Raw genomic sequence first — 24186 nt, forward strand, 5'->3', positions numbered from 1 at the left:
CGGGCAGTGGCATGACTGGTTCCGGGTCGGCGCCGCGAAGTTCCCGGCGGGGACGCCCGTCGCGGCCCTGTCGCGGAAGCCGAACCAGATGGACCTGCATGTGCCGCCGACGAATGCGTGCATCATCCTGCCGTTTGTCGCCGGATCACGAGGTTGCCGCTGTCCAGGTGGCGATGGCTGTCTCGAAGCGTTCGAGTGCGTCGGCGAGTTCCTGCGGGCCGTGGGCGGCGGATGTGTACCAGATGCCGCGGCCTGTGACCCAGATGCCGTGGTCGACGAGGTGGTGGGAGAATCGGTCGTACTGGGCGAGGTCGAGCTGCTGCAACGATCTCCAGTCGGAGACTGCCGCGGCGCCGAAGGAGAGGTGGAACGCGGCGGGAAAGCCGTGGACGTTGAGGGTGTAGCCGTGGTCGGCGGCGATGCGGGGGAGTTGCCGCATGAGTGTCGTGCCGTGGTCGTGGATTCGTTCATAGGGAGGGTTGTCGCGCAGCTGGGCGAGAGTGGCGATGACGGCTGCGGAACCGATGGCGTTGCCGTTCAGGGTGCCGGAGTGGTTGACGCCGCTGGTGACGATGCGCTCCATGATGTCGCCGCGTCCGGCGAATGCTGCCACCGGAACTCCACCGGCCATGGCCTTTCCGTACGTGGCCAGGTCGGGAGTGATCTGGAAGGCTTCGGCGCCGCCGCCGAGGGCAAGCCGGAACCCCGTGATGACCTCGTCGAAGATGAGGAGGGCGTCGTGGTCGGTAGTGGTCCGTCGGAGGTGTTCGAGGTAGCCGGGCTGGGGCGGGATCGCGCCGGCATTGATCATCGCCGGTTCGGTGATAATCGCGGCGATGTCGTCGCCGTAGAGCTTGAAGGCGGCGTCGACGGCGCTGGTGTCGTTCCAGGGGATGACGATGGTGTGGTCCAGGTCACCGCGGAGCTGTCCGGCCGATGCCGGGCCCCAGCGGCCGTTGGTGGGTGCGAGGAGAACGTTGTCCAGCCATCCGTGGTACTGGCCCTCGAACCGCAGGATTCGGCTGCGGCCGGTGTGGGCACGGGCGAGGCGGATTGCGGCTTGGACGGCTTCGGTGCCGGTGACCGTGAAGCGGACCATGTCGGCCCAGCCGATCGTCGAGAGCAGTGTCTCGGCGGCTTCCAGTTCCAGGCGGTGCTGACCGCCGAAGATGATGCCGTCGCGGCTGGCCCGATCGACGGCGTCCAGCACCGGCGCCGGGGCATGACCGAGGAAGTTCGGGCCCTGGCCGAGAAGGTGGTCGACGTAGTCCTTGCCGTCCACGTCCCAGAGGCGCGCCCCCGCGGCCCGGGCGATGAATGTGCGCGGACCGGCCAGGCGGACGTTGGAATGCACGCCACCAGGCGTCGAGCTCTCGGCGCGGTCGAGGAGATCGGTCGAGGTCGTGAGAGTCATGATCCGTTCCGTCCGTGTCGGGTGGGCGTGGGCGACGTGCTGGAGTGGTGGAAGCCGACGATGAGCCGCGCGACGGCGCTGCTGATGGCCTGCAGGGCGACGGCGCCCACCTCGGGGTCGGCGTCCGCGGAGTCGTCCGAGCAGCCGGCGCTGGCGTGCCAGATATCCGGCCGGCGGATGGTCGCCGTGGTAGTCGCGAGCTCGGCTAGGGGTCGTGGGGCGCCCTCAGGTGGCGGTCGCCGCTCCAACCGCACCTGGCCGGGCGCGATGGCGAGCAGGCAGGACGTCTCGAAGCCACCGGCATGTCCCGGGACGGGGCCATCGACCGCGAGGTCCAGGGCGGCGAGCTCGTCGGCGGCGCAGGTCCAGTACGACGTGCCCGCGACGTGCAGATCGAGGCCGCGTTCGTACAGGAGCCGGTCTCCGACTGCCCGGACGGCGGCGTCGTTGCCGCCGTGGCCGTTGAGGAACAGCACCCGCCGGAATCCCGATGCGTGCAAGCTGGCGCCGATGTCGGTGAGAACCTCGAGGTAGGTGACCATCCCGAGGCTGACAGTTCCGCCGAACGGCAAGTGATGGTGGGCGAAGCCGAACGGCAGTGTGGGGGCGACGACGGCGGACGCGGCGGCTGCCGCTTCGGTCGCCGCTCGCTGGGCGATCTCGGACACGATGGCGGTGTCGGTGCAGACCGGTAGGTGTGGCCCATGCTGTTCGGTCGACCCGAGGGGGACTACCACCGTCGTGTCCGCCGCCATCGCGGCGAGGTCGTCACGGGTCAGGTGCTCCAACAGGACGGTGCTCACGCGTTGCCCGTCCTTCCCGCGTCGGAGGAACGCCGGGCCCGAGGCCGCCAGCCCAGGTCCGCCTCGGTGGCGGACCAATCCAGCGTGCGTCCGTCGGCGTCACCGGTCACGAGGTACGTGTGGAAGCCGGGCCGCGGATGCTCGAGCGCTGCGAGGTAGGCACTGGCGACGTCGCTGCCGGCGGTGACGACGTCGCGGAGGGGGGTATCGTCGGCCTGCCACTCGTCGTCGGGCATCGGACCGACCAGGCGCAGGGCGGTGATCGACATGCCGTTCCTGCGGGCGGCTGCGGCGCACACCTGCTCGCCGAGCCGTTTGGACAGGCCGTAGGTGTCGTCAGCGTCGGGCTCGGGACCCGCAGCGTGGTCAAGGGCCGTGTAGTCGGCGAACACCGAGGCCGAGCTCGTATGGACGATCTGCGTGATGCCGGCCTCCGCGGCCGCCCAGAGGGTCAGGTGGACGCCCGTGACGTTGACGTCGAAGTTCGACGCCGCCCACGCGGCGGTGGTGCCCCAGCCCTGTTTGGACCCCATGGCCAGATAGACGATCGCGTCCCGCTGGCGTACGGCGGCGCGCAGCGCGTCGGGGTCAGTCACACTGCCCGGTACGTACTCACCGAGCACCGGCTCCGGTGGCGGGACGATGTCGAACAGGAGCAACTCGTGCCGCTCGGCCAGCGCCGGCACGACCAGGCGGCCGACGTCCCCTGATCCTCCGATGACGAGGAGCCGCATGTCATGCCTCCGTCGTGGTGCTGAGTCGATCGAGCGCGCGCATCGTCGGCAACACGTCCTGGACGGTGCACTCTGGGCGGCGGCCGTGGACGATGGCGGTGAGAAAGTCCTCGTCCTGACGGGTCAACCCGGCCCGTTCCATCGCCGCCGCGCTGCCGCAGTCGGCGATGACGCCGTCGGGTGAGAGCAGGCGCGGGCCGTCGATCCGCAGCGTGATGCCCTCGGCGATGATCGTCAGGTCGCGGGCGGCGACCCGCGAGTGATACGACAAGGCGATGGTGGCGACACCGCCGCCCGGGGCGCACAGCACGATGCCGGCGTCCATCGGCCGGCCGCTACGTGGCCAGGCCGGGCCCAGCTGCCCGGTGACCGTGGCGTCGTCGGCCGCCAGCAACCACAGAGCAGCGTCGACCGTGTGTGCCCCGTGATGCCAGCGGACGTCGTCGGTCCAGGTCCGGCGCCGGCCAGCAACGCCGGTGTTCTCTTGGCGCAGCATCAGGGTGCGGGCGACGATGTGCCGGATTTCGAGCCGGCCCGCGTCGACGAGTTCACGAACCTGCCGGTACGGCGAGCAGTACCGCAATGTGTGGGCGACCGCGACCTGCAGGCCGGAGCGCACGGCCGCGTCGGCGACGGCCTCTGCTTCCGCCAGGCTCATGCCGACCGGGATCTCGGTCAGCACGTGCAGGCCCGCGTTCAGCGCGGCGATCGTCTGGGCGGCGTGCGTTTCGTTGGGCGAGGCGACGACGACGGCGTCGATACCGGGGTGTGCATACAATTCCTGGGCGCTGCCGTATGCCGTCGCGGTGCCAGCACCAGCGCCGGCGGTGTCCGCGAGCGCGGCGGCGCGCCCGTGGTCGGGATCCGCGACGCCGACGATCTCCGCGCCGGCGTCGCGCATGGCGATGGCATGCTGTTCGGCCATCGCGCCGGCGCCGACGATGCCGATTCTGGTCCTCATGGCGTGGTCCTGGGCCAGCCGAAGAGCTCCCGTGCCGCCCCGCCGAGGATCCACGTTCTGTCCGCGGCGGTCAGGTACGGCCGCTCGGTCACGTGCCGGACCGCGGCGGCGTAGTGGCCCGGCGCGGGATCGGGCTGGTTCCAGTCGCCGCCCCAGGTGATCCGGCGAGCACCGAACGCGGACACGACATCGCGGAGAAACGGATCAGCATCCGGATACGGATAGGTGGCGCCGCTATTGGCGTAGAAGCCGGACCACATCGTGTACACGTGCGCGCGGTCGGCGAGACCGAGGAACCGGTCGAAGTCCGCTCTGTCGGCCGCCGCGTCGGGATACTGGGTGAACCCAACATGCTCCAGCCGGATCCTCAGGTGGGGGAGCTCGTCGACGAGCTCGACGAAGGCCGGACGCGCGATGTCGGACAGCGGGCCACGAACGCTCGCCACCAGACCGTGGGTTGCGATCGCCCGCCACACCGCCAGCGGGTCGGCACCGGGCGACCTCGTCGACGCCCACAGCCGGACTCCGACGAAGGCGCCCGTGCGCGCGAGCCGGCCCACCTGCTCTACCGCACCCGGTGTGTCCTGCTCGACCATGGCGACCGCGGCGAACCGGTCCGGCGCGCCGGTGACGCACCTGGTGAGGTAGCTGTTGTCCGGGTTGCCCACGAACTGCACCAGCACCGCGTGTGTCACACCGGCACCAGCCATGGCCGGCACGTAGTCCTCGACCGGCGGATACTTCCACGGCCCCACGTGGACATGAGAATCGATGATCACGCTGGCCACTCCGTGATAGCCGTGGCCAGTGCCTGGGTGCCGCGGTCGCCGCCACGCTGCTGGCGCACCGTGTCGACCAGCTCGGTGACGAGTGTGGTGCCGGGGAGCTCGGTGTCGCCCGCGGCCTCGATCACCAGGCCGAGGTCCTTGCGGAGGTGATCGAGTTTGAATCCCGGTTCGAGGTCGCCCGCACGGAGGCGAGACCAGACGAAGTCGAACAGCGGCGATCCGGCCACGCCCGGGCGGACGGACTCCGAGACTCGCTCCAGGTCCAGCCCGCCGCTGCTCGCCAGCACGAACGCCTCGCAGGCCGCGAGGGTCACACCCGCGACGAGTGTCTGGTTGACCAGCTTCGCCAACTGCCCGGACCCGGCCGGGCCCTGGTGGACGACAGTGCCGGCGAATATGTCGAGCACCGGTCGAACTCGCCGCAGGCCATCGGCGTCGCCACCCACCATGACCGAGAGCGTGCCCGCCTGGGCGCCCGCCGGGCCGCCGCTGACGGGCGCGTCCAACACGGTCACGCCGCGTTCGGCACCTGCTTCAGCGAGCCGGCGTGCCAACGCCGGGGCCGATGTGGTCATGTCGATCACCACCGTCCCGGCCGCCGCGTTCGCCAGCACGCCGTCCTCGCTCAGGTAGACCTGCTCGACATCAGCGGGCGCCGAGACGATCGTAACGACGACGTCGGCGTCGCGGACGGTATCGGCGACGGTGCCCGCGGGCTTGGCGCCGGCCGCCGCCAGAGCGTCGGACCGGCCCGCCGTGCGTACGAAGGCCCTGACGTCGTGACCACCGGCGACGACGTGGCGCACCATGGGCATGCCCATGAGGCCGGTCCCGATCCAGCCGATCCGGAACGTGCTCGTGCTCACTACGCGCCCTCCACGTTGCTGTGGCCGTTCAAGAACGCCGCTTCGAACCGTTCGACGCGGACGGAGCTACGATCCACATCCTAGAGGAAGGACCTAGGACCTGGCCACGTATTGTTCTGTTCGTTCCGGAATGGCCTGTCAGTGAGCGACCTCGGCTGAAGTCGACGGCTGAAGTCCACGTGGCAGGACGTGGTCACCGGCGCCGGTCTCGGAGAGCCGTGGTGCCCTTTCGTTCGCGGCAGCGAGAGTGCGCATGGCTTAACCTAAGACCTATGTAGCCGATGGACTTCGCCGCCAGGGCAGATTCCGGATCAAAGCCACGCCGAGAAGGGCAACGATTGATGCAGCTGAACGACACGACGGGGCGCCCAGCAGAGACAATCGACCTCCGGGACGACCGTGTGACGTGGGGCGGGACGATCGAGGTGGAACACGGGCCAGGGTGGTCGCGGGGCTGGCGACTGCCGCTCAGCCGGATCGAGCTCTTCCCCGGTGATGGGCTGCGCAGCCGGGCGGCGATGCAGGCCGGCGTCCGGCTGGAATTCAGTACCGACGCGACAGTGATCAGTGGCTCGGCGACCGTCATGGACGAGGCCGACGCGACGATCGTCGATCTGGTCGTCAAAGGCACGTATCTGGCGTCGGCTCCCGTCCTCGGTGACGGCTCCTTCACCTTCACGGGACTGGCCCCCGTCATGAAAGAGGTGGAGCTGTGGTTGCCGCAGTACGGAGACGTCCGGCTCACGAGCCTGGCGGTGAACGCCGGTGCGGACGTCCGGCGGAGTCCCGACACAGACCGTCCCCGGTTGGTGACGTACGGCAGCTCCATCACGCAGTGCCGGGCCGCGGCGTCGCCGTCGAGAACGTGGCCGGCGCTCGTGGCAGCAGACCTGGGCATGGACCTGACCTGTCTGGGTTTCGGCAGCGAATGCCACGTGGATCCGATGATCGCTCGCCTCATCCGGGACCGGCCGGCCGACCTCGTCGTCACCTGCCTGGGGATCAACGTCTACGGTTCCGGCACGTTCACCGAGCGGTCGTTCCTCCCGGCCGTGCTGGGTTTCCTGAGCACCGTCCGAGACGGCCATCCCGGTACGCCGATCGTTGTGATCTCACCGATCGTCAGTCCGGATCGCGAAGCCGTGGCCGGACCCACCGGCATGACCTTGGCGGAGCTGAGGTCATATGTCGAGGAGGCCGTCGCCCTACTGGCGGAGCACGACGACGGCCTCCACCTGATCCGCGGGCTCGAGGCGTTCGGGCCGGACCAGGCGCATCTACTCCATGACGGCCTGCACCCCGGCCCCGACGGATACGTTCAGCTGGCCCGGTCAATTCTCGGCCGGTTGCGCGTAGTCCTCGACGGCGGCTGAACCGGCCCTCAGGAGGCCACGAAGATCGCTTCAGCGTCGTCGAACCAGACGTTGGCGCCCTCGGGGACTCCGGTCAGGACGGGGACGAACTGAGCGGTCGCCACGGCCCGCGCTGGGTCGGTGGGTGGGGCGAACTCCTCCACACTCGTGACCGGCCGCCAGGTGCCCTCAAGCGTTCTCAGCGCCAAGGATTCTCCGCGCACCGTTCCGACACGCTGGTTTGCGCTGTTGAAGAGGTTCAGGGCGAACTGGACGCTCGCCTCGCCCATGCCCGGATCGGCCTTCACCCAGAACTGCGATGCCAGGATCCCCGTCCCGACGGCGAGCGGCTGAATCGGTCCGCCACGCCCTACGGATACCGACTGCAACGACTTGTTCCCGGAGCGGGATTGTGTGGTGGAGATGCTGAACTCGCCTGTATCGGTGACCCAGGTCGCCCAGCCGGCGAAGTCGGCTTCGAAGCCGGGGTTCGTGAAGATGTTGGCATCCGGCGAAAGGGCCGCCGTGATCACGTTGACCAGTCGTGTGAAAGACGGATGATCGTCGCTGTGGGCGGAGAGCCATTGGGTGACCTCGCCCCCAGATGGTTCGTGTGTTCGCATGAAGGTGATCAGCGCCCACACCGAATAGTGGTTGTACGCCGAGAGGCCGGTGAGTCCACCGCGGGTGGGATCGAGCGGTTGGACCAGCACGGGGTCGGTTCTTGCCTCGGCCAGCCAATCCGCGCGGCGGGTGACAAGTGCCTCACGGACGGGAAGCTCGTCGCGGACGGATTGGGCGAGTTCGAGCGCGGCGGCTGTGTCCCCGGGGACGGGTACCGGCCGGGGATACAGGCGTGCCGTGATGTCGTAGTACTCGTGGGCCCTTGCGAGCGTCGTTGCGCGCTGTCGTTGGGCCGGCGGCGCCGTTTCGGCTGTGGCGACCACGTCGTCCATCAGAGACGCGGCTTGATCCAGGGTCGCGATGTCGACGCTGGAGAGGTAGCTGGGCGAGTCGAAGGGCTGATAGGTCCGGCGCCTGATGAACCATGGGCTCTGCGAGATCTGCGTCATCCAGACGTCTTCCCAGAGCCGGTAGTACGCGCTCAGCGACGCGGCGGCTTGATCGCCAACTGCCCGGCTGCACCATTCGTCGACCAGCGCGGTGACGTCGGCCCCGGGCTCCCAGAGCAGTCGCGAAACGACCCATGGCTTCGGGCCCTCACCCCAGTTGGGGTACAGCTCGCTGTAGTGATACCGCACGCCGACGTCGTGGCTTGTCGTGTAGACCTCACCCAGCAGCGACAGGTACATGCGAGGCACCGCGTACGGCGATCCGTAGAGGTAGTCGTAGGTGCCGAGCTCGGTGGCACGTTGCGACCACGCGAGCAGCTGGTCCTCCCGATACTGGCGCGTCACGGGGTCGACCCAGGCATAGCGATCCTCGGTGAGGAACGGGATCACCGACGGGTGGAGGTCGAAAGGCGGCGGCACTTCCAGCTCGTGGTAGGCGAGCAGGCCGAACTTCAGGTCCGGGTGCTGTGCGGTGACCCGTGACGTGACCTCGTTCACCCATCCGTAGTAGGTCTCCGGTATCGGCTTGCCGATCTCGTAGCTCGTGTAGGCGCCGTCGTTGACTCCCAGCGACACCGATCTGAGCGCCGGGTCCGCAGCTTTCATGGCGAGGATGTCGTCGACGACGATGTCAACGGTTTCAGGGTTGCTGAACGCAGGCTGCCAGCCGGTGACGACACCAGACGCGGGAACGATGCCGTTCGCGTACAGATCCGGCCGGTCGCCGTAGCGTGACACGGGGAAGAACGTGTGCAGGTTGTGATGGAACTCGACCGGCTTGTTGTAGTTGCCCTGGAGCCGATTGCGTTGCGCCCACTCGTACTGTGCCGGGTACGGGCCACCAGTCCCGGGCTCGGCCAAGAGCGGGCTGAACATACGCTGGGAGAAGGCTGGCCGGGAACGCACGATACGAGGTGAGACCGAGATGGTCGATCTCTGGGGTACGTCCTCCCCGATGGCCGTCGGCATGAGCCAGGCGACGCCGACATAGCGCTCCAAGAAGTTGTAGACGCCGTTGAGCGTTCCCCATTCGTTGGCTCCCCTGATGGTGATGGTTCCGTCGCACGGCGCGATGACGTACTCGTCGTCGACGGACCTCCTCAGGAGCCCTGATAGCGCTGAATGCGAACTCGGCCCGGCGAAGCCGACGTAGATGGCGGTGAGGCCACCCGGCAGCGCGTCGGACGGCAGGCTGGCGGTCGGCAGAGTGACGCCGGTCGACTTGGCGATGAAGGTGACGAGCTCGTCAGCGGCGTGCCGCACCGCATCGGTCGCGTCGTCTTCGGTGACGACCACCGCTCGAGCCTCACCGCCGTCCACGACAAGCAGGTCAACGGCGGAGGTCGCGGCAGCGGACGTGGTGGTAGCGAACACGAGTCCGCTCGCAGCTGCCGCGGCCCCTGCTCCGCCGATGGCGAGGGCCTGCCGGCGGGAGAAGAGGCGGGGGCCGGATCGTGGATCGAGCGACATCGAGTACCTCCGGTGGTCTAGCGGCCATGGGTCTGTTGACGATGTGGCGTCGTGGTGGTGGGACTCGTGCCGTCCGCACCTAGAAGGTCGTGGTAGACATAAGACCTAGGACTGATAGGCCCAGGACGCTATTGGGCGGATCCACGGCCGTCAAGGCCTGCGCGGCAACGGATTGCAACCGGTGGCAACGCTGAGGGATGGGCAGCAAGCCGGGTCCGGTGCGCTGTGCTGGGCCGCTCGTCAGGAGCGTGGCACTGATCGTCGACATCCTGAGCATCTGTGGCTGCTGGGGCCGCCGGCAGCTGGCGGGCTAGGAACCAACTTGAGACCTAGGTCTGATATGGTGACAACCTCTCAATGTCTTCGAGAAAGGCCCCGTATGCGTGTCACTGCAGTCCGGAAGTGGGTTGCGGAGTTCGGGTACTACAACGCGATCTATGTCCGGATCGAGACGGACGAGGGTGTTGTGGGGGAGTCCGAGGTGGCGATGCGCCGGCGGACCCGCACGGTCGCTGCCCTCATCGACGAGCTGGGCGAGTACCTAGTGGGGAAGGACGCGACCCGGATCGAGCAACATTTCGAGCGGATGTATCGCGACTCGTTCCTGGGCGGCACCCTGCTGACGATCGGCATCTCGGCGCTCGACATCGCCCTGTGGGATCTGAATGCGCGCGCGCTGGGCGTTCCGGTGCATCGCATGCTAGGCGGGAAGTTCCGCGACCGGGTACCGGTGTACACGCACGCCCGGGCCACCGAGACGCCGGAGCTGTTCGCCAAGGAGATCGCGGATCGGCTGGAGAGCGGGTTCACCGCGATCAAGACGACGCTGCCCGGCTTTTACACGAAGGTGTCGAGCGTGCACCACGACACGCCGGCGGCCATCCCCGCCCGGCAGACCGAGACCGAGCTCTTGCCGAACTCGATCTGGCCGCTGATCGCCGAGTACTTCGAGGCGGCCCGGGAGGTGACGGGTCCGGACGTGCATCTGATGCTGGACTGCCACGGCCGGCTGAACGTCGCGAACTCGATCCGGCTGGCCGAGACGCTCGCGCCGTACAGGCTTACGTTCATCGAGGAGCCGACGCCGCCGGAGCGCCCGGAGTGGCTGGTCGAGGTCGCGCGCCGGTCGTCCACGCCGATCGCCGCCGGTGAGCGTTGGGCGAGCCACTATGGCGCGTCGCCGTTCCTGGAGCAGCCGGCGGTGTCGGTCGCCCAGCCCGATGTCGTCTTCTGCGGAGGCATCACCGCGGCGAAGCGCATCGCGACACTCGCGGAGACGCATGGCGTGTCCATCGCTTTCCACAATCCGTTCGGACCCCTCGCCAGCGCGGCGACCTGGCAGCTGGCGGCGACGCTGCCGAACTTCCTCATCTCCGAGTCCATGATCACGCCACAACAGATGGTCTATTGGGATCGGTACACCGACGGGGCACCGCAGGTCTCCGGGGGAGAGTGGCTCGTCACCGACGAGCCGGGGCTCGGGCCACGATTGCGCGTCGACGACATCCTGAAGCACCCGTTCAAGCCGGAGTACGACCGCGGCGGCACGCGGTGAGCTCGCCCTTCACCGGCATCTGGCCGGCTCCGCTGACGATGTTCGACCTCGACGGCCGGCTGGACGAGGAGGCCATGGCGGCGCACTTCGACTGGCTCGTCACTGCTGGTGTGCACGGGCTGGTCGTCAACGGCACCAGCGCCGAGTTCATCGCGCTGACCGATGCGGAGCGGCGCCGGCTGCTCGAGATCGCGATCACGGTCAGCGCCGGCCGGGTGCCGGTCCTGGCCGGCACGGGCCACTATTCGACGGCGGCCACCATCGAGGCGACCCGGCACGCCGCGGACACCGGTGCGGCCGGCGCGCTGGTGGTGCTTCCGTACTTCCAGCGTCCCGCTCGGCCGGAGGTCCTGGACCACTACCGGGCGATCGCCGCGGCCGCCGGGGAGATCCCGCTCCTCGTGTACAACATTCCAGCCAATGCCGCGACGGCCGCGGTGTCGGTTCCGGACCTGGCAATGTTGTACCGCGAGGGCGTCGTCCGTGGCGTGAAGAGCACCGGGCCGGCGATACACCTGGTCAACGAGCTGCGCACGACGCTCGACGACGGGTTCCGGGTCCTCTACGGCGGTGCCACGGCCCCGGTGGAGGCACTGGCCGGCGGCGCGCACGGCTGGGTGAGCGGCCTGCTCAATGTCATTCCCGCCGAGGCAGTACGGATATGGGACGCGATGGGCCGCGGCGACGTCGAAGACGCGCGAGCCGAGTGGGCCCGGTTGTGGCCATACCGGAGGCTGCTGGTCGATCCACCGTTCCCGGACGCCAGCGACCTCGCCATCTACCGTGGCCTGCTGCGCATCTGGGGGCGTCCGGCCGGCTACTGTCGACCACCACTGCGCGACCTCGACGCCGACCAACTGGCGGAGCTGGAGAAGCTGGCCCGGCTGACGGCCGCCACGGTCGGGTCGAGTGCAAGGAGTCGGGGATGACGTTACGAGTGACCGGTGTCGAACGTTTTGTCGTCAACGTGCCGTTTCGGGAGCGGGTCAGGCCGTGGAACGAGCTGTTGGTGGCGAAGTGGGGCGTGATCGAGATCGTCAAGGTCACGACCAGTTCGAGGGGCATTGTCGGATACGGCGAGACCTTGGTGCATTACACCTGGGAGCAGGTGACCGACGCGGATGTGAACCGCGTGGTCGGCACGAACCCGGCCGAGCACCTGGCTGACGACTCATTGGGCGCAGGACTGCAGATGGCCCTGTACGACGTCGTCGGCCAGGCGCTGGAGGTGCCGATGTACCGGCTCCTCGGCGACCCTAAGATCCGCGACTGGTGCCCGATATCGTGGTGGAACACCAAGATGCCGCCCGGACTGCTCGCCCTCGAAGCGCGGGATGCGGTCGCCGAGGGCTACCTGGCCCACAAGATCAAGGCAAGGCCGTGGTTCGACGTGCGCGAACAGGTCGCCGCGATCAGCGACGTCGCCCCCGAGAACTATCTGATCGACATCGACTGGAACGGCATGCTGCGCAGTCCGGGAGAGGCACTGCCCGTGCTGCGTGAGCTGGACCAGTGGTCGCGGATCGGTCTGTTCGAGAGCCCGATCCGGCAGGACGACGTCATCGGCCATGCCCGTCTGCATGCTCAGTCGCCGCGGCCGCTGGCCGAGCACTTCCGCAAGGACCTCTTTCCGGTCTGGATGCGAGACGACTCGCTGGATGCCTTCGTGGTGTTCGGGGCAGGGGTCAGCGGCATGATGCGGCAGGGCCATCTCGCGGCGAGCTTCAACAAGAGTTTCTGGCTCCAGGTGGTCGGGACCGGGTTGACCACGGCCTTCACGCTGCATCTGGGTGCCGTGCTGAGCCATGCGACCTGGCCCATGGTCACCGGGATGAACACCGTGGCCGACGATCTGATCGTCGAGCCGATCGAGATCCGCAACGGCCTGGCACGGACCCCTGAAATGCCCGGGCTCGGGGTCGCCGTCGACGACGACGCGCTCGAGAGGTACCGCGTCGACACCTCCGAGGTGCCGGCCACGCCACGGCGGATCCTGGAGTTCGACATCGGCGACGGCCGGCGGCGGTACTACGCGGACATGCTCCAGCTATGGCGGGACTGCCGGGACGACCGGAACATGCCGGTGCAGCCGCGGCATGCGACGTTGACCCTGCGCGACGACAACCACTCGGTGGAGTTCGACCAGATCCACCAGCGGCTACAGCGTGCGCCGGTGTGGGACATGGATCTCGCGCTCCCGAACTGGGAATGAGTGGGTGACGGCGGCGCCGGCAGGACCACCTGGAGACTAGAGCCCTAAGTCTCACCTTGCGATAGGATGGCTGAGATCTCCGGGTGAAGGGTGATGTGCGTGGTAGCGCAGAGGGCTGGTGCGGCGAGTGTCGACGCGGAGGAAGCTCGAGGCCGCGGCGAGCGAGTCCTCATGGGCTCTAGCGTCGCGGACAAGATCACCGAGTATATCCGCCGAGAGTCGCTCGTCGAGGGTGATCCGCTGCCCTCCGAGTCCCGCCTCGCCGACGAGTACGGCGTCAGTCAGCGGGTCGTCCGGGACGCGCTGCGGCTGCTGAGTCAGCAGGGCGTGATCTGGACCCGCCAGGGCAAGCGCGCGGTGGTCAGTAGCCTGCGCCCGGTCGGAGTTCTCGGCTACTTTCAGCATGCGGTGGCTGGTGACTCGGAGGCGATCCACGAACTGCTGGAGCTCCGTCAGGCCATCGAGACCCGAGCGGCCGGGAGCGCTGCGCCGCGCCTGAGCGCCGAGGATCTCGCCAAACTGTCCGAAATTCTCGACCAGGCCGAGGCCGAGGACGTGACGTCCTCGTCGCGAGTCGATCTCGACCTCGCCTTTCACCGGTCCATCGTCCGGCATTCCGGCAACCGGTTCTTCGACGCGATCCTCGAAGTGCTCACCGCCACGCTCACCGAGGAGCGGCGGCGCGGCCAGGAGCTGACCGAGCACGCCGGCGGCACCCACGAGATCAGCGACCGCGAGCACCGGTCGATTCTGCGGGCGCTGGAGGCTCGAGACAGTTTCCTGGCCGAGCAGGCCATGCGCGCCCACCTCGAGCGGGTGCGGCAGACCTTCCAGGCCATGTGACCTGTCGCGCCGATCTCCGCCCCACACGGGGCGTGCGGACGATCAGGCGGTCACGTGGTCGCTCAGTTCGATCCAGCGTTGTTCCCGCATCGACCGGTCCGCGGCGAATCCGAGCAGATGCCCGGCGACGGAATCGTCGAGTGTGGTGGCGGAGATCGACGGATCTTTGTGCCGGACGATGTCGACGAAGTCCTCGACGAGCCGCATATCGCCGCCGCCATGCATCTCGCCCTTGATGTCGAAGCGGACGTGCTCCTCCGCGTACTCATGACCGGGCCTGGCGTCGAAGGTGCGCACGACGAAATGCCCATCCTCGAGAACGCCCTCGATCTCGCCTTTGGTGCCGACGATCTTGATGGTCCGGCACGGCTTGGCGGTGTTGCCGACGACGTTGAGGGTGGCGGTTGCCCCGTCGGTGAACTCCACCATGACCGATTGATGGTCGACGACCGTGTTGTCCGCATGCCACACGCAGCGGCCGAAAGGACTGTCGTTGCGCAGAGACGCCAGCTTGTCCTCGTAGGAGGGTTTGCCGTCCGGGCGTTCGATCGGTTGCCAGGCGTAGACGCCCCACAGGTCCTGGTCGATGTAGTTCTTGCGCGCCGAGTAGGGACAAGCGGACTCTATGGAGCAGTCGACCAGGCAGCGGGTCCCCGCGCCGGCAGGCGCCCGCTCGGCTCGGAAGTACGACCGGTCACCGAAGCTGGTGACCCGTCGCGGCGGGATCCCGCTCTTCATCCAGACCAAGAGGTCCAGGTCATGGCATGACTTCGCCATCAGCAGGGACGATCCGCTGACCTCCGCGTTGCCCCACTTGCCACGGACGAAGCCCACGGCCATGTGGTGGTAGCTCACATGCTCGGCCAGCTGCATGTTGATGATGTCGCCGATCTCACCGGCGGCGAGTCGCTCCTTGATCCGCACATAGAAGGGGGCGTAGCGCAGGACGTGGCAGATGAGCACTGTTCGGCCGTATCGGGTGGCTTCGCGCTGGAGGGCCATGACGTTTTCGGCGGACGTGCTGATGGGCTTCTCGAGCAAGAGGTCGTAGCCGCCCTTCAGTAAGGGAACGGCGGTCGCGAGATGAAGATCGTCCATCGTGGCGTTGATCGCGACGTCGGCGATCTTGCCGTGCGCGATGAGTTCGTCCACCGAGTCGAACCGGTGGGCGGCCGGCACGCCGAAGCGTCTGGCGGCCTCGCTCTGCCGGAGGGGGTTGGGATCGACTACTCCGACGATCGCGAGGTCGTCGGGCGCAGTCGTGGCGTACGTGGCGTAATGCAAGCCTCTGTGCCCGGCACCGACGATCACCGCCCGCAGCGGGCCGGTCGGCAAGCTCGACTCCGGCGGCCGGCGATAGGCGGTGAGTTCATTAGACATCGAAGGCTCCACTTCGGTTGGCAGATGACTGCGCCATGTCTGAACGGACAAAAGGTAGGTCCTATGTTAGCGGATGGCTCCGCCAAAATAGAGCGCAAGCACACTGAGAGTGGCGCCTGGTCGAGGACCTAGGACCCTTGACGTATCTAGAGCTCGCCCACATACTCGGGGATCGGCACGTACCAACGTGCCTCGGATCGATCGTGGGAGGTTGGGATGGAAGCCGACGCTCAGGGCAGAAGTCGACCATCGCGCAGAAGCGTCCTGGTAGCCGGAGGCGTCGGCCTGGCCGCAAGTGGCCTGTTGGCGGGTGAGGCATTCGGAGCGGTACGCGACTCGAGCCGGAGTGCCGCCGCGCTCACCATCGTCGACGGCGGGCTGGCGTACGCAGTCGTGGTGGTGCACAGTGGCGCCTCCGCAGAGGTTCAGGAGGCAGCCGCGGAGTTGGTGTCATACGTCGAGAAGTCGACGGGCGTGACATTGCCGGCTGTTCGCTACCCGGACGAGCCGGTCCCGGAGGGTATGGTCAAGATCTACGTGGGCTTCACCGCTCCGGGCGCACATCCGTTGGGCCGGAGACTGCCTGAGCGAATTCGTCATGACGGCTTCTGCATTCTTCCCGCCGACGATTCGATCACCATTCTCGGATCGAGCGACTCACCTGACCTCGGCACTCGCAACGGGGTCAGGGCGTTCTTGGCGCGGTACCTGGACGTGGCTTGGCTGATGCCCACGGAGGTGGGCGACGATGTCCCCGAGCGGGACAGCGTGGTGGTGTCGTTGCGGCCGGTCCACGACGAGCCGGCCTTCGCGCAGCGCGTGTTCAGTCCGCTGAGCAGAGACGATGGGCCATATACCGAGCAGTATCTGTGGGCGCGAAGAAACGGGTTGCAGGCTAGTGTCGGCGATGGGCGTCCTGATTACTTCATCGCCTTCCATCACAACCTCTACAGCTTGTTCCCGGTCGACGAGTTCGGCGAAACCCATCCCGAGTTCTACCCGAACGGAAAGCCGCCTCCGCCCGGAAGTCATGCGGGGTGGCAACCCGTGTTCTCCGAGCCCGGGACGATTCCGGTCGCGGTCGAGAAGATCAAGCAGCACTTTCGGGACAATCCGGCGTCCGCCTCGTTCTCCTTGGGGGTCAACGACAGCGGCGGATTCGCCGAGGTAGATCCTGTGGAGCCCTACTACAGCTGGGTGAACGAGGTCGTGACGCAGGTGACGGCAGAGTTCCCGGACAAATGGTTCGGCCTGCTGGCGTACGTGCAGCTGGAGGAGCCGCCGCCGTTCGCCCTGCACCCGCGCGTCGTTCCGTTCTTCACCCAGGACCGACTGGTCTGGGCCGACGCGACGGCGAAGGCCGACGCCCAGGCCAAGTTGGATGTGTGGGCTGGGATCACGTCCCAGCTCGGGTTCTACGACTACCTCTACGGATGCCCATACGTCGTACCGCGGGTCACTCCCCACCTCGGTCAGGAGGTCTACACCTATGCGAAGGAGATCGGCGTCATCGCTCACTACGCCGAGCTCTATCCGAACTGGGGAGAAGGCCCGAAGCCGTGGCTGCGGGCGAAGCTGCTGTGGAACCCTGCGCAGGACGTCGACGCCCTGCTTGACGAGTGGTGTATCCGGGCGGTGGGAGCCGAAGCCGCGCCACATCTTCGGGAGTATTACGCGAACTGGGAGAGCTTTTGGACCGAGCGGGCGGTGGCCACCGCGTGGTTCAACCCCAGTGCCACCTTTCAGGCGTTCGGTGACGCCTCCTACCTCGAGGCGGTCACCGATGCCGACATCGCCGAGAGCCGTCGTCTCATCGACGAGGTCGTCACACGAGCGGTCACCGCGCCGCAGCGCACACGTGCGGAGAAGCTCGCCCGAGCCCACGAGTACTACGACCTCAGCGCGCGGACATACCCACGCGCCGTCCCCGCGCCGGCCGACTCGGCGGCCGCGGTGACCTTGCTCGAGACCATCGAGGACACCTGGGAGGAGCGCCAACAGCTGGCTGAGCGCCGGTTGGACCTGATCGACGAGTACGACAGCGACCCCGTGCTGGCACACGTGTGGAAGCCGTCGGCCGTCGGCCTGCTATGGGGAGGCTGGAACAAGTCGGAGTTCTGGGGGCTCGCCGACTACCTGCGCGATCACGAGCCGTCGGGTGGGGCAGCAACAAGCTGGCTGGAAGCTCGCGCCGGGTCGGAAGGGGCCAGTCAGTTCACGCAGTTCGCGCAGCTGTTGTTGGGTCTGCGGGCGGGGACGTTGTCTACGCTCACGCAGAACTGGTCGTTTGAAGACGGGCTCGGGCAACCGCCCGGCTGGAGCCTCTGGATTGCTCGGCTCGGCGCGAACGCCCGGTTCAGTGCGCAGGCGGGGGTAGCACACACCGGCACTGCCAGCGTGAACGCGCGAGCCATCGGCCGCGGCGGCCCGAACCAGGTGATCCAAGTCGTGCCCGGCCTCCTCGCCACCCGGGCACACGTGCTCGCCCCTAGCGGTACCGAGTGGCGAGGCACGGTGGGCGTCACGATGAATCTGCGGGACGAAGCCGGCACGCAGATCGGCCAGTTCCGCGGACCCATCATGCCCGTGGCGCCGCGAGCCGGAGCATGGTTCACCGTCGACAGCATCGATGTCGTTCCGGAGGATATCGACGGGCGGGCGGTCAAGGCGGTCCAGTACGTCCTCGTCATCGACGGCTTTCAGGACGACCCCGGATTCTTGTACATCGACGACATCGTCGCGTATCAGGCGCCGGCGTTCTAAGTCCGGGCGTCGTCAGGTGTCTGAATGGTTCGGCCGCCGACGAAGAGTCTTGACCTAGGACCTCAGTTCGGCCATGATGTGGGTCACCCCGAGGCGCCGGAACGCTACCGATGCGTCTTCCCTGCCTGTTGAAGCCAGGAGGTTCCGAGTTTGAACGTAGCGCCTGTACCTCCACCGTGGACTCGTGCCTTGTCGTGTACACCGATGGCCGCTCGTGATCACCGAGCCGGCGCGGATGGTGGGTGAACCGTGTTGGGATTCGTGGGTCGTCGGCTGGTTCGGCTGGTGGTGTCGTTGGTCGTGGTTTCGATCATCACGTTCGGCCTGCTGCAGTTGGTTCCGGGTTCGTTCTCGGAGCTGGCCGACGTGGGGTCGACTGCGCTGGGCGACTCGGCGGACAGCGGGACGGGTCTGGCAGGTCGCTACGGCGACGATGTGCCGGCATGGCAGCAGTACCTGCAATTCATGCAGGGCGTTGCGACCTGGGATATGGGGCCGACGTTCAAATACCCGCAATCGTCGGTGGAGGGACTGATAGCTGAGGCGTTCCCGGTCTCGCTGTCGCTGGCTGTGCCCGCCACGCTGCTCACGCTGATGGTGGCGATTCCGATCGGGATGCTGGCAGCGGTCAAGAAGGACAAGCTGGCCGACTACGGTTCGATCTTCACCCTCACCACGATCCAGGCGCTGCCTGGATACCTGTTCGCGTTGATGCTGGTACTGGTCTTCTCAGTGGGGCTGGGGTGGTTGCCGGTTCGGGGCTGGGCCGGGCCGGAGTACCTGATCGTTCCGGTCGTGGCGTTGGCGGTGCAGCCGACGGCGATGCTCGCAAGGTACGTGCGCTCGTCGATGTTGGAGGCGCTCCGCGACGACTACGTGGTCGCTGCCATGGCGAAGGGCGGAACGAAGCGGACCGTTCTGGTGTGCCACGTACTGCGAAACTCCTTGATTCCGTTGGTGACCGTCGTCGGACCGCTGTTCGCGGCCCTGGCAACCGGGACCGTGTTCGTGGAGGTCCTGCTGGGCATCCCTGGGCTCGGCCGGCTGTTCACGCTCGCGGCGCGGACACGGGACATGCCGTTGCTGATGGGGACGACGTTGTTCTTCGCGTTGATCCTGATGTTGATCAACCTGATCGTCGATGTCACCTACGGTCTGTTGGACCCTCGGATCGCGCACGAACAGCGCAAGGGTGGCGGCTGGCGGCGGTCGCGTCGCCCGGGGCTGCTGGGAGGCGCGCGCGGACTCCGGCCTATGCGTGGCCGCGATGACGATCCGGGCGGTGGGGCCGGTTCTTACGGTGACCGAGGTGCGTCGAATGTGGGGGTGTCGGCATGAGCGCGGCAACGGCCACGCCGAACCAGAATTCTCCGATCGGCACGCCTGCCACTCCGGCCAGAGCGCAGAGCGAGTTGGGGCGGGGTTGGGCGCGGTTCAGACGAAACAGGCTGGCGTTGGGCAGCCTGGTCTTCGTCGGTGTCCTCGTGGTGGTGGCGGTGGCGGCGCCCTGGTTGGCGCCGTACTCCTACACCGAGCAGGACCTCACTCAGCGTCTGCTGTCGCCGCTCAGTGACGGGCACCTGCTCGGCACCGACCAGCTGGGCCGTGATGTCCTGTCGCGGTTGCTGTTCTCGTTGCGAACCGCATTGATGATCGGTTTCGCTGCCGAACTGGTCGCGCTGCTGGTCGCGCTGGCGATCGGGTTGTGGGCCGGATGGCGCGGCGGGAGGGCCGAGTCACTGCTGATGTCGTTCACCGACGTGATGTACGCGTTCCCGAGCTACCTGTTCTCTGTCCTGCTCGTCGTGGTCATGGGCCGGTCGGTGTTCGCGATCATCCTCGCGATCGGGATCGCCGGGTGGGTCACCCAGGCCCGTCTGGTCCGCGCTCAGGTGCTGAAGATCAAGACGTTCGAGTACGTCGAGGCGGCCCGATCGATCGGCACCGGTGGGTTCGCCATCACTGTCCGGCACATCCTCCCGAACGCTGTCGGTCCGCTGCTGGTGACCACCAGTTTCGGGATCCCGGGAGCGATCATCGCCGAGTCCGGCCTCGCTCTGATGGGTCTCGGTGTCGCGCCACCCACGCCGTCGTGGGGCGGGATGATCGTCGAGGGCTATACCTACGTCCTCGCCCACCCGTTCCTGATCGCCGCACCCCTCGTCTTGTTCAGCCTGACCATGCTCGCGTTCACCTGGATGGGTGACGGCCTGCGTGACGCGTTCGACTCCAGTGAGGAGGACCACGCATGACGGCCGCCGCCCGTGACGACACAGCGTTCCCGAGCCCTGCCACAGAGCCGGGGCTCGCCCGGCCCCTGCTATCCGTGCGCGACCTCCGGGTGACGTTCATGCATCCTCGCGGTGGTGACTCGTCGACGGTCGTCGACGGACTGAACCTCGACGTGCGGCACGGTGGGTCGCTCGCCATCGTCGGCGAGTCCGGATCGGGCAAGACCGTGTCCATGCGTGCACTGCTCCGCGTGCTTCCCGAGACCGCACATGTCACCGGCCGCGCCATGCTCGGTGAACGGGAGCTGATCTCCCTGCCGGACGCCGAGCTGCGAGCCATTCGCGGTGCACGGATCGGGATGGTCTTCCAGAACGCCATGTCAGCGCTCAACCCGACGCGCACGCTGAAGGTTCAGCTCACCGAGCACCTGCGCTGGCACGGCATCACCAGCCGCAAGGAGGCCGTTCGCCGGGCGGTCGAGGCGCTCGACCGGGTCGGCATCCCCGAACCGGCCAAGCGGCTGCGGATGTACCCGTTCCAGCTTTCCGGTGGTCAGCGCCAGCGCGCGATGATCGCGATGGCCATCGTCGCGCAGCCGGAGCTACTGATCGCCGACGAACCCACTACGGCACTGGACGTCACCGTCCAACGTCAGGTGCTCGACCTGCTCCGGGACCTGCGCCGTGACGGACTCGCGCTCGTCATGATCACACATGACCTCGGCGTCGCCCGGTACCTCTGCGACGACATCGTCGTCATGCGCCACGGTCAGGTGGTCGAGACCGCGGCCATGGGCGCGTTCATCACGAACCCGCGGCACGAGTATTCGCAACAGCTTCTGAACGCCGCGCTCGACGTCACGACGCCGGAGCACGGCGGCGAGGCCGATGGCGCGTCGGCCACAGCGGATGCCACGCCTGCGACCCCGCCCCATGATCGTGGCGTTCGCGACCTCATGACGGTCTGCGACCTCGTCAAGGTCTTTCACGGCCGGGGAGGTGACGTCGCCGCGGTCAGCAACGTGGAACTGACCGTTGCAGCGGGTGAGAACGTCGGCATCGTCGGGGAGTCCGGCTCGGGCAAGTCCACGCTCGCCCGGCTGATCACCCGTTTGATCGAGCCGTCCTCCGGCACGGTGACGTTCGACGGCGCCGACGTGCTCAGCTTGACCGGTCCTGAGCTGAAAACATGGCGCCGCCGGGTCCAAATGGTGTTCCAGAACCCCTACGCGTCATTACTGCCACACCTGACCGTGGCCGCGAACGTCCTGGAACCCCTCCGCGTGCACCGGGTGGGCACGCAGGCGACGCGCCGCGCTCGCGCGATCGAACTCCTGGACCTGGTCGGCATTCCGCGGTCTCGGATTGATCACTACCCCCGGCAGTTCTCCGGCGGGCAACAGCAACGCATCGCGATCGCCCGTGCTCTGGCCCTGGAACCCGACCTTCTGGTGTGCGACGAGCCCACCTCGGCCCTCGATGTCTCCATCCAGGCGCAGATCCTTGAGCTGCTCCAGCGCCTCCAGGGCGAGCTGGGCCTGTCGATGCTGTTCATCACCCACAACCTCGCTGTCGCACAACGCCTGTGTAATCGAATCGTCGTGATGGCGAGCGGGCGGATCATGGAAGCCGCTCCCACCGCCGATCTGTTCACCGCCCCCCAGCACCCCTATACCCAGGCGATGCTGGCCGCGGTCTTGCCCATCCACGGACGGCCCGGTGCACCCACCACCGTGGGGCTCACCGACCGCGCCGCCACGGACACGACTGGAGACTTGGTCGAAGTCAGTCCTGGTCATTGGGTCCGCACCTCCAACCAACGGCAGCCAACAGCCGCTCCGGCAACGTCAGGTCAAGGAGTCCACCGATGACGCGCACTACCCGCACCATCATCGACGAAGCGCCGCAACTCATGCGGCGGCGTACCTTCCTCGCCGCGACGCTCGCGACCGCCGCGGGAGTGGCCACCGGTTGTGGCTTCTCCGGCGGCGGCGACGACGGCACCGAGGAGAGCGGCGACGAGGAAGGCGGCGGGGGCCAGCGTGGCGGCACGTTGCGGCAGTCGATGCTGCCAGTCACCCAACTCGACCCCGCCATCAACGGGAACTCCTCGTTCGGGCAGATCATCATGATCGGCCTGTGGGAGGGGCTGGTGGTCATCGACGCCGACGATCCCAGTCAGGTCCTCCCCGGTGCGGCGCAGTCGTGGGATGTGTCCGACGACGGCCTGGTGTACACGTTCCACCTCCGCCCGGAAGCCACCTGGTCCAACGGGGACCCGGTGACCGCGGCGGACTTCGAGTGGAACTGGAAGCGGATCCTCACTCCAGGGATCGCCGGGGAGAACGCACCGTCCTACAACCCGGGCGTCGTTCAGGTGGCGGGCGCGGCTGCCTATATGGCGGGTGAGAGCGACGATTTCGCCACCGTCGGTGCCAAGGCCGTCGACGACGGCACCTTCGAGCTCACCCTCGAGCGGCCCAACGCCGATCTGCTCATTCACCTGGCCGGCTTCTGGGCGCTGCCGCTGCATCCGCCCACGGTGGAGGAGCTCGGTGATGCGTGGCTGGACCCGGCGGGTTGGGTCAGCAACGGCGCGTACGTCCTGGACGACTTCAGAGTGAACCAGGGTGCCGTACTGATCCCGAACGAGGAGTACTGGGACGCCGAGAGCTACTTCATCGACCGGTGGGAGGTGACCTTCAACGACGGTGGCACCACTGCGGACCTGCTGGCCTACCAACAGGGCGAGATCGACATCACCGGCCGTATCGAGGACGACCTCGAAGCCGTCACCACGTCCGACGTCGCCGACCAACTCCTGACGTCGCCCACCAACCAGGTCCGCCGGTTGATCGTCATGAACAGCCACCATCCAGCCTTGCACGACGTCCGCGTTCGCCATGCACTCGCCTTGGCCATCGACCGCGAGGCACTCGCCGGCGTCGCCGCGCCGGCCGTGGCCGGCAACTCTCTCGTTCCCACCGCCGTGACGGGGCACGAGGGAGTTCCCGGTATTGAGTTCGACGTCCAGCAGGCCAAGGATCTGCTCAATGCCGCCGGCTACCCCGATGGCGAGGGCATGCCCACCATCACCTTGCTCGACTTCCAGAACAGCCCCTGGGTCGAGGCCATCGCCCAGATGTGGCGGGACAACCTCGGCATCGAGGCCGAGCTGGATATCGTGGAGGTGGGTGTCTACGCGGAGAAGCGGAACCAGGTGCACGGCGAGGACTACACCGGGTTCTACGTGCAGAACGGCGCGATCAACCCGCCCACCCTACTGGCCACGGCCCAGCAGATCATTCCTGCGGCGCCCGTCATCAACAACACGAACCTCATACCCGCCGATATCGCGGAGGACGTGCTCGCCGCGGCGGAGGGTGGGGCGTCTCCGGCCGACCAGTTCGCGATCATCGACCAGAACCGTCCCCCTGAGCTTCAGGCGTGCGTCGATCTCGTCCGGGCCGCCTTGGCCGAGACCGACCTCGACGCCCAGAACGACCTGGCAGTTCAAGCGGCTACGGCCTGGAACGAGACCTACGCCCTCATCCCGGTGCTCTGGGGCGGTTACAACCTCTTGGTCAAGCCCAGGATCCAGAGCCTCAAGCCCTGGTACTACGCGACAGTCTTCACCACAAAGGGCGTCACGATCAGCGACTAGCGCCAAACCCGTCGAGGAGTCCGATCTCGCGACGTGGGCCGCCCGGGGTTGACGGCCCACCTCGCGGGTGACCGAAC

General features: G+C 67.5%; 18 protein-coding genes. 10 read left to right on the forward strand and 8 right to left on the reverse strand.

Annotation, left to right across the window (positions count from 1 at the left end):
• Positions 1-145: 145 nt before the first annotated feature.
• The 6 genes from JIAGA_RS31115 to JIAGA_RS0120155 are packed head-to-tail and all read right to left on the reverse strand — an operon-like array spanning position 146 to position 5566.
• Positions 146-1414: an aspartate aminotransferase family protein gene (locus tag JIAGA_RS31115; RefSeq protein WP_035812774.1), complete on the reverse strand. Its 1269-nt coding sequence runs from the start codon at positions 1412-1414 to the stop codon at positions 146-148.
• A complete protein-coding gene (locus JIAGA_RS31120; protein ID WP_051426296.1) occupies positions 1411-2217 on the reverse strand; it encodes a creatininase family protein in 807 nt (268 codons plus the stop codon). The genes JIAGA_RS31115 and JIAGA_RS31120 overlap by 4 nt, the downstream gene beginning before the upstream one ends.
• Entirely contained in the window at positions 2214-2951 is a 738-nt protein-coding gene (locus tag JIAGA_RS31125) for an NAD-dependent epimerase/dehydratase family protein (protein ID WP_051426297.1), read from the reverse strand. Before JIAGA_RS31125 ends, JIAGA_RS31120 begins: the two co-directional genes overlap by 4 nt.
• Position 2952: 1 nt before the next feature.
• The gene (locus JIAGA_RS0120145) at positions 2953-3912 is read right to left on the reverse strand and encodes a Gfo/Idh/MocA family protein (RefSeq protein WP_026877060.1); all 960 of its coding nucleotides are present in this window, start codon (positions 3910-3912) and stop codon (positions 2953-2955) included.
• The gene (locus JIAGA_RS33345; protein WP_051426298.1) at positions 3909-4691 is read right to left on the reverse strand and encodes an amidohydrolase family protein; all 783 of its coding nucleotides are present in this window, start codon (positions 4689-4691) and stop codon (positions 3909-3911) included. Before JIAGA_RS33345 ends, JIAGA_RS0120145 begins: the two co-directional genes overlap by 4 nt.
• Positions 4688-5566 carry an NAD(P)-dependent oxidoreductase gene (locus tag JIAGA_RS0120155; RefSeq protein ID WP_026877061.1) on the reverse strand — a complete coding sequence of 293 codons (879 nt, stop codon included), beginning with the start codon at positions 5564-5566 and terminating at the stop codon, positions 4688-4690. The genes JIAGA_RS33345 and JIAGA_RS0120155 overlap by 4 nt, the downstream gene beginning before the upstream one ends.
• 341 nt (positions 5567-5907) lie before the next feature.
• Here JIAGA_RS0120155 and JIAGA_RS31135 point away from each other — a divergent pair, with 341 nt between their 5' ends.
• A complete protein-coding gene (locus tag JIAGA_RS31135; protein WP_051426299.1) occupies positions 5908-6939 on the forward strand; it encodes a GDSL-type esterase/lipase family protein in 1032 nt (343 codons plus the stop codon).
• 8 nt (positions 6940-6947) lie between these two features.
• On the opposite strand, the gene JIAGA_RS0120165 is transcribed toward JIAGA_RS31135, so the two are convergent.
• On the reverse strand, positions 6948-9287 hold the full coding sequence (locus tag JIAGA_RS0120165; RefSeq protein WP_169738901.1) for a DUF4838 domain-containing protein: 2340 nt from the start codon (positions 9285-9287) through the stop codon (positions 6948-6950).
• Positions 9288-9642: 355 nt separating this feature from the next.
• On the opposite strand from JIAGA_RS0120165, the gene JIAGA_RS0120170 reads away from it, so the two are divergent.
• The 4 genes from JIAGA_RS0120170 to JIAGA_RS0120185 all read left to right on the forward strand — a co-directional run bounded on the left by JIAGA_RS0120170 (position 9643) and on the right by JIAGA_RS0120185 (position 14071).
• Positions 9643-11016, forward strand: a complete 1374-nt coding sequence (locus JIAGA_RS0120170; protein ID WP_157553351.1) for a mandelate racemase/muconate lactonizing enzyme family protein — start codon at positions 9643-9645, stop codon at positions 11014-11016.
• A complete protein-coding gene (locus JIAGA_RS33350) occupies positions 11013-11945 on the forward strand; it encodes a dihydrodipicolinate synthase family protein (protein ID WP_051426300.1) in 933 nt (310 codons plus the stop codon). The genes JIAGA_RS0120170 and JIAGA_RS33350 overlap by 4 nt, the downstream gene beginning before the upstream one ends.
• Positions 11942-13228, forward strand: coding sequence for a mandelate racemase/muconate lactonizing enzyme family protein (locus JIAGA_RS31145; protein WP_035812776.1), 1287 nt, complete (start codon positions 11942-11944; stop codon positions 13226-13228). Before JIAGA_RS33350 ends, JIAGA_RS31145 begins: the two co-directional genes overlap by 4 nt.
• A gap of 171 nt (positions 13229-13399) precedes the next feature.
• Entirely contained in the window at positions 13400-14071 is a 672-nt protein-coding gene (locus JIAGA_RS0120185; RefSeq protein ID WP_026877064.1) for a FadR/GntR family transcriptional regulator, read from the forward strand.
• 42 nt (positions 14072-14113) lie between these two features.
• Here JIAGA_RS0120185 and JIAGA_RS31150 read toward each other — a convergent pair whose 3' ends face one another.
• Positions 14114-15451 carry a Gfo/Idh/MocA family protein gene (locus tag JIAGA_RS31150; RefSeq protein WP_051426301.1) on the reverse strand — a complete coding sequence of 446 codons (1338 nt, stop codon included), beginning with the start codon at positions 15449-15451 and terminating at the stop codon, positions 14114-14116.
• A 393-nt stretch (positions 15452-15844) separates the two neighbouring features.
• Here JIAGA_RS31150 and JIAGA_RS0120195 point away from each other — a divergent pair, with 393 nt between their 5' ends.
• From JIAGA_RS0120195 to JIAGA_RS0120215, 5 genes are all read left to right on the forward strand, one after another.
• Positions 15845-18214 carry a DUF4838 domain-containing protein gene (locus JIAGA_RS0120195; RefSeq protein WP_211239742.1) on the forward strand — a complete coding sequence of 790 codons (2370 nt, stop codon included), beginning with the start codon at positions 15845-15847 and terminating at the stop codon, positions 18212-18214.
• A gap of 249 nt (positions 18215-18463) precedes the next feature.
• Positions 18464-19552, forward strand: a complete 1089-nt coding sequence (locus JIAGA_RS31155) for an ABC transporter permease (RefSeq protein WP_084469834.1) — start codon at positions 18464-18466, stop codon at positions 19550-19552.
• The gene (locus JIAGA_RS0120205) at positions 19549-20466 is read left to right on the forward strand and encodes an ABC transporter permease (RefSeq protein ID WP_084469836.1); all 918 of its coding nucleotides are present in this window, start codon (positions 19549-19551) and stop codon (positions 20464-20466) included. Before JIAGA_RS31155 ends, JIAGA_RS0120205 begins: the two co-directional genes overlap by 4 nt.
• A complete protein-coding gene (locus JIAGA_RS31160) occupies positions 20463-22316 on the forward strand; it encodes a dipeptide ABC transporter ATP-binding protein (protein WP_051426303.1) in 1854 nt (617 codons plus the stop codon). Before JIAGA_RS0120205 ends, JIAGA_RS31160 begins: the two co-directional genes overlap by 4 nt.
• Entirely contained in the window at positions 22313-24109 is a 1797-nt protein-coding gene (locus JIAGA_RS0120215; protein ID WP_026877067.1) for a peptide ABC transporter substrate-binding protein, read from the forward strand. Before JIAGA_RS31160 ends, JIAGA_RS0120215 begins: the two co-directional genes overlap by 4 nt.
• Positions 24110-24186 lie beyond the last annotated feature (77 nt).

Origin of the sequence: Jiangella gansuensis DSM 44835 (genome assembly GCF_000515395.1) — a bacterium.
Classification (GTDB): Bacteria; Actinomycetota; Actinomycetes; order Jiangellales; family Jiangellaceae; genus Jiangella; species Jiangella gansuensis.

Bases quoted from the DNA above. Each gene is read 5' to 3' on its own strand.
- JIAGA_RS0120205 (WP_084469836.1), top strand. From the start codon at position 19,549: ATGAGCGCGGCAACGGCCACGCCGAACCAGAATTCTCCGATCGGCACG.
- JIAGA_RS0120215 (WP_026877067.1), top strand. From the start codon at position 22,313: ATGACGCGCACTACCCGCACCATCATCGACGAAGCGCCGCAACTCATG.
- JIAGA_RS31135 (WP_051426299.1), top strand. From the start codon at position 5,908: ATGCAGCTGAACGACACGACGGGGCGCCCAGCAGAGACAATCGACCTC.
- JIAGA_RS31115 (WP_035812774.1), bottom strand. From the start codon at position 1,414: ATGACTCTCACGACCTCGACCGATCTCCTCGACCGCGCCGAGAGCTCG.
- JIAGA_RS31125 (WP_051426297.1), bottom strand. From the start codon at position 2,951: ATGCGGCTCCTCGTCATCGGAGGATCAGGGGACGTCGGCCGCCTGGTC.
- JIAGA_RS31160 (WP_051426303.1), top strand. From the start codon at position 20,463: ATGACGGCCGCCGCCCGTGACGACACAGCGTTCCCGAGCCCTGCCACA.
- JIAGA_RS0120185 (WP_026877064.1), top strand. From the start codon at position 13,400: ATGGGCTCTAGCGTCGCGGACAAGATCACCGAGTATATCCGCCGAGAG.
- JIAGA_RS31145 (WP_035812776.1), top strand. From the start codon at position 11,942: ATGACGTTACGAGTGACCGGTGTCGAACGTTTTGTCGTCAACGTGCCG.
- JIAGA_RS0120145 (WP_026877060.1), bottom strand. From the start codon at position 3,912: ATGAGGACCAGAATCGGCATCGTCGGCGCCGGCGCGATGGCCGAACAG.
- JIAGA_RS31150 (WP_051426301.1), bottom strand. From the start codon at position 15,451: ATGTCTAATGAACTCACCGCCTATCGCCGGCCGCCGGAGTCGAGCTTG.